The organism is Aeromonas sp. R1-1, from assembly GCF_040908495.1.
Classification (GTDB): Bacteria; Pseudomonadota; Gammaproteobacteria; order Enterobacterales; family Aeromonadaceae; genus Aeromonas; species Aeromonas veronii.
In genome coordinates this window covers 1-4,230 of sequence record NZ_JBFODV010000145.1, presented here as the reverse complement: position 1 = coordinate 4,230, position 4,230 = coordinate 1, and the positions used below count along the sequence as shown (strand labels likewise).

The window sequence follows — 4,230 nt, the reverse complement described above, 5'->3', positions numbered from 1 at the left end:
CCGGCCTGTCACGCCGGGGGTCGCGGGTTCGAGTCCCGTCCGCTCCGCCACTAATTTGAAGGCCTTCCCTATTGGGAAGGCCTTTTTGCTATGGGCGGTTTTGTCCATAAGAACCACAGATTTGCACAGCAGAGCCCAGTCGTGAGACTGGGCTCTGCTGTTTTTAGCGTGTTAAGCAGCCAGTGTTAGCATTTATCTAGAGGAAGAGAACTAAGACCCTGTTATCTCCTCCATTTTCTATCTATATCAAGCCCTTATCTGATGGATTACTGGCCATTTTAACTGGTTTACTTTTGGCCAAACTCTGGTCATGGTGCGTGATTAGGGTTGTATCTCGCTTATAACTCGGTAGAGTAAGGGCATCTTGAGTTTGCCTGTCCCGCGCCTAGCTTGCCGGGTTCCAGGTGTAACTTGGCCAGTTTTTATCAACCTTAAGTCAGTGGTATCGATATGGAACAAGTAAACAAGTCCACCTTCAGCGATGTACTGGAATATGTGCGTATGTCCCGTCGCCAGAACAAACTCAAGCGTGAAATTGCGGATAACGAGAAGAAGATCCGTGACAACCAGAAGCGCGTGCTGCTGCTCGACAACCTGAGCGACTATATCAAGCCGGGCATGAGCATTGATGATGTGCAGGCGATCATCGCCAACATGCGTGCCGACTATGAAGAGCGCGTGGATGACCACATCATCAAGAACGCCGAGCTTTCCAAAGAGCGTAAAGAGCTGAGCACCAAGCTGAAGGGCATGAGCTCTCACAAATAAGCGTTGCGCTTTCGCTTAAGAAACACCGGCCACTGGCCGGTGTTTTGTTATCAGCTCGGATCTCTGCCACTCCTGCAACAATCGGCTCCCCTTTTTAGAATTGCCCTGTTACCATCACTACAAAGCGGTCAATAGTTTCAAGCCATTGACTTGAAAAGACTAAGCTTGAGTGAAACACAATAAATTGCGCAACCATGGTGGGGCTGATATGGGCGCATCAGAACAGACGGATTTGACACAAGTGGCATCTCAAGATTCATCTGTCCAGACCTCGGACGGGAACCCAAAGCGCAAGCGTCGTCCCTGGTGGCGTTGGCTGTTCTGTTTTCTCTTTTTATTGTGCCTGGGGGCGGTGATCGCTCTGGTTGGCTATGAGATGAAAACCTCGAAGCTGCAATCTCAGGAGATTTCCCGCTATGCTGCCAAGCTCACCTATCAGGTCGAGCCTGGCCAGAGCAAACAGATCGCTTTCCCTGAGGATGGCCCGTTCGACAAGCGGCTCGGCTATGTGCAACTGCCGATGATGCAGGAGCGTTTGCTGCAGCGGGGCTATGAAGTCAGCAAGCAGGTGCATTTCTCCGACGCGCTCTATGACTACGCCAGTCGTGGCTTCTTCGTGCCCTATACCGAGAAGGTGCAGGCCGGTTTGACGCTGCACGATTGCCGCGCCGAGCCCTTCTATCAATTCAAGTATCCGACCCATCACTATCCGGATTTTGACTCCATTCCGCCGCTCGTCATCCAGTCGCTGCTGTTTATCGAGAACCGCGACTTGCTGAGCAACGAAGAGCCGTTGGCCAACCCGGCAGTCGACTGGCCCCGTTTTGCCAAGGCCGCGCTCTCTCAGGTGGGCAAGGCGCTCGATATGCAGGATCAATCTGCCGGTGGCAGTACCTTGGCGACCCAGGTGGAGAAGTATCGCCACTCGCCGGACGGGCTGACCCTGTCGCCGACCGAGAAGATCCGTCAGATGGCCTCTGCCAGCGTGCGGGCCTATCGTCTCGGGCCGGAAACCCTCGAAGCGCGCAAACTGGTCGCCTGGGCCTACCTCAACTCGGTACCGCTCTCGGCTGCTCCGGGATATGGTGAAGTTCATGGTCTGGGAGATGGTCTCTGGGTCTGGTTTGGTGCCAACGTCGATGATGTGAACCGTCTGCTGGATCCCGCCCGCAACCAGAATGCACCGCTGGCTGAACAGGGGCTTGCCCTGCGTCAGGTTGTCTCTTTGATGATTGCGCACCGCCGTCCCTCTTACTATCTGGCTCAGGGGCGAGAGGCATTGGCTACCCTGACCGACAGCTACCTGCGCCTGTTTGTGCAGGAGGGGATGATCACGCCACCTCTGATGGAGGCGGCGCTCAAGGCCAAGATCTCGTTCCGTGACTTCCTGCAGTCCCCAGCTATCACCCGGGTGAACAATAACAAGGGGTTGCAGGTTGCCCGTACTCGCCTGAGCCGTCAGCTCGGGGTGCAGCTCTATGACCTCGACCGGATGGATCTGACCGCCGATACCAGCCTCAACATGCCGCTGCAGAACGAAATCTCCCGTTATCTGCAACAGCTGGCCGATCCGACGTTTGCCGCCCAGGTAGGGCTGTTCGGTGAGCGCCTGCTCTCGCCAGAGAAGACCGGCGATGTGCGCTACAGCTTCACCCTGTTCGAGAAATCGCCGGAAGGGTTCAAGGTGCGGGTACAGACCGACAACACCGATCAGCCGTTCGATATCAACGAAGGCTCCAAGCTGGAGTTGGGCTCAACCGCCAAGTTGCGGGTGCTGACTACCTATCTGGAGATCGTGGCCGAGCTGCACGACAACTATGCCGGGATGCCGGTCGAGAATCTGCGCAAGCTGGCTGCTGTCTCTCAGGACAACCTCAGCCGCTGGGCCATCTCCTATCTGATGACGGCTCAGGACAAGAGCCTGCCTGTGATGCTGGAAGCGGCGCTGGATCGCAAATACTCCGCCAGCCCCAACGAAGGGTTCTTCACCGGTGGCGGCATGCACACCTTCAACAACTTCCGCCGCGAGGATAACAATCGTATTCCGACGTTGCGTGACTCTCTGCGTGAGTCGATTAACTTGCCCTTTGTACGGCTGATGCGCGATATCGTGCGCTACAGCCTCTACAAGGAGGGCAACCGTGCCCAGTTGCTGAAGGATGACAAGGATCCCCGTCGTCAGGAGTATCTGGCCAAATTTGCTGACAAAGAGGGCCAGACCTATCTGCTGCGCTTCTGGCGCAAATATCGCGGCAAGACTCCCGAGGAGCAGCTCGATACCTTCCTCGACGGTCTCAAGCCGAGTGCGGTACGTCTGGCGGCGGTTCACCGCTACCTGATGCCGGAAGCCAGCGAAGCCGCATTTGCTGCCTTCCTGGCGGAGCGGTTGCCGCGGGAGAAGTTGAGCGCCAAGCGGGTCAATCAGCTCTACGTCAGCTATGGTCCGGGCAAGTATTCACTGCCGGATCAGGGCTACATTGCCCGGGTTCACCCGCTGGAGCTGTGGCTGCTGGCCTATCTCAAGGAGTTCGACAAGGCCACCTTTGCCGACGCGGTGGCGGCCAGTCGTGACGAGCGGCAAGAGGTCTACAGCTGGCTGTTCAAGACCCGTCATCGCAGTGCCCGTGACAGCCGGATCCGCACCATGCTGGAGGTTGAAGCCTTCCTCGATATCCATCAGCGCTGGGCCAAGCTGGGTTATCCGTTTGATCATCTGGTGCCTTCGCTGGCGACCGCGTTGGGTAGCTCCGGCGATCGTCCGGCTGCACTGGCCGAGCTGATGGGGATTATCCAGAATGGCGGTATCCGCTCGCCAACCTTGCGTATCGAACACCTCTCGTTCGCCAAAGGGACGCCCTTCGAGACCGAGTTTGAGCCGCAGCACACCGAGGGTACCCGGGTGATGCCGGCAGAGGTGGCGGCCGCCTTGCGCAGTGCGCTCTCCAAGGTGGTTGAAGGGGGTACGGCAAGACGTATCGCCGGTGCTTTTACCCTGCCGGATGGCACTGTGTTGCAAATGGGGGGCAAGACCGGAACCGGGGATAACCGGATTGAAACGGTGGGTCGTTATGGCAACGTGACCAGCTCGCTGGCGCGCAACCGCACCGCGACCTTCGTCTTCTATCTGGGTGATGATCACTTCGGTACTCTGACCGCCTATGTACCGGGTAGCCAGTCGGACAAGTTCCGTTTCACCTCTGCGCTGCCGGTGCAGGTGCTCAAGGGGATGGCTCCCCTGCTGACGCCTTACCTGCAACCGGGTTCCCATACCCAGTGTCTGGCGAACCAGTGATGCGAGCGAATTAACGCTCATCACGCAGATAACTAACCAGAAAAAACGGGGAGGCTGACAGCCTCCCCGTTTTTATTTGGCTCTGTCCCAATTACGTGTTGAAAGGCTAATCTTGAAGTAGGCCATCACCTTGAGGTCTACCATCATGGATACCCCAGCCTTTCAACACC

At 57.0% G+C, this 4,230-nt stretch carries 2 protein-coding genes; both read left to right on the top strand.

The features are described 5' to 3' along the window. The first annotated feature begins 450 nt into the window (after positions 1-450). Positions 451-768 (top strand): PTS system regulator TmaR, encoded by a 318-nt coding sequence (gene tmaR / locus AB5Y92_RS08530; protein ID WP_005336024.1) that lies wholly within the window; start codon positions 451-453, stop codon positions 766-768. A gap of 208 nt (positions 769-976) precedes the next feature. After that, the gene (locus tag AB5Y92_RS08525) at positions 977-4,060 is read left to right on the top strand and encodes a transglycosylase domain-containing protein (RefSeq protein WP_368226463.1); all 3,084 of its coding nucleotides are present in this window, start codon (positions 977-979) and stop codon (positions 4,058-4,060) included. The last annotated feature ends 170 nt before the right edge of the window (positions 4,061-4,230 follow it).

Excerpts from the sequence above, each read along its gene's own strand:
- tmaR (WP_005336024.1), top strand. The coding sequence starts at position 451 with ATGGAACAAGTAAACAAGTCCACCTTCAGCGATGTACTGGAATATGTG.
- AB5Y92_RS08525 (WP_368226463.1), top strand. The coding sequence starts at position 977 with ATGGGCGCATCAGAACAGACGGATTTGACACAAGTGGCATCTCAAGAT.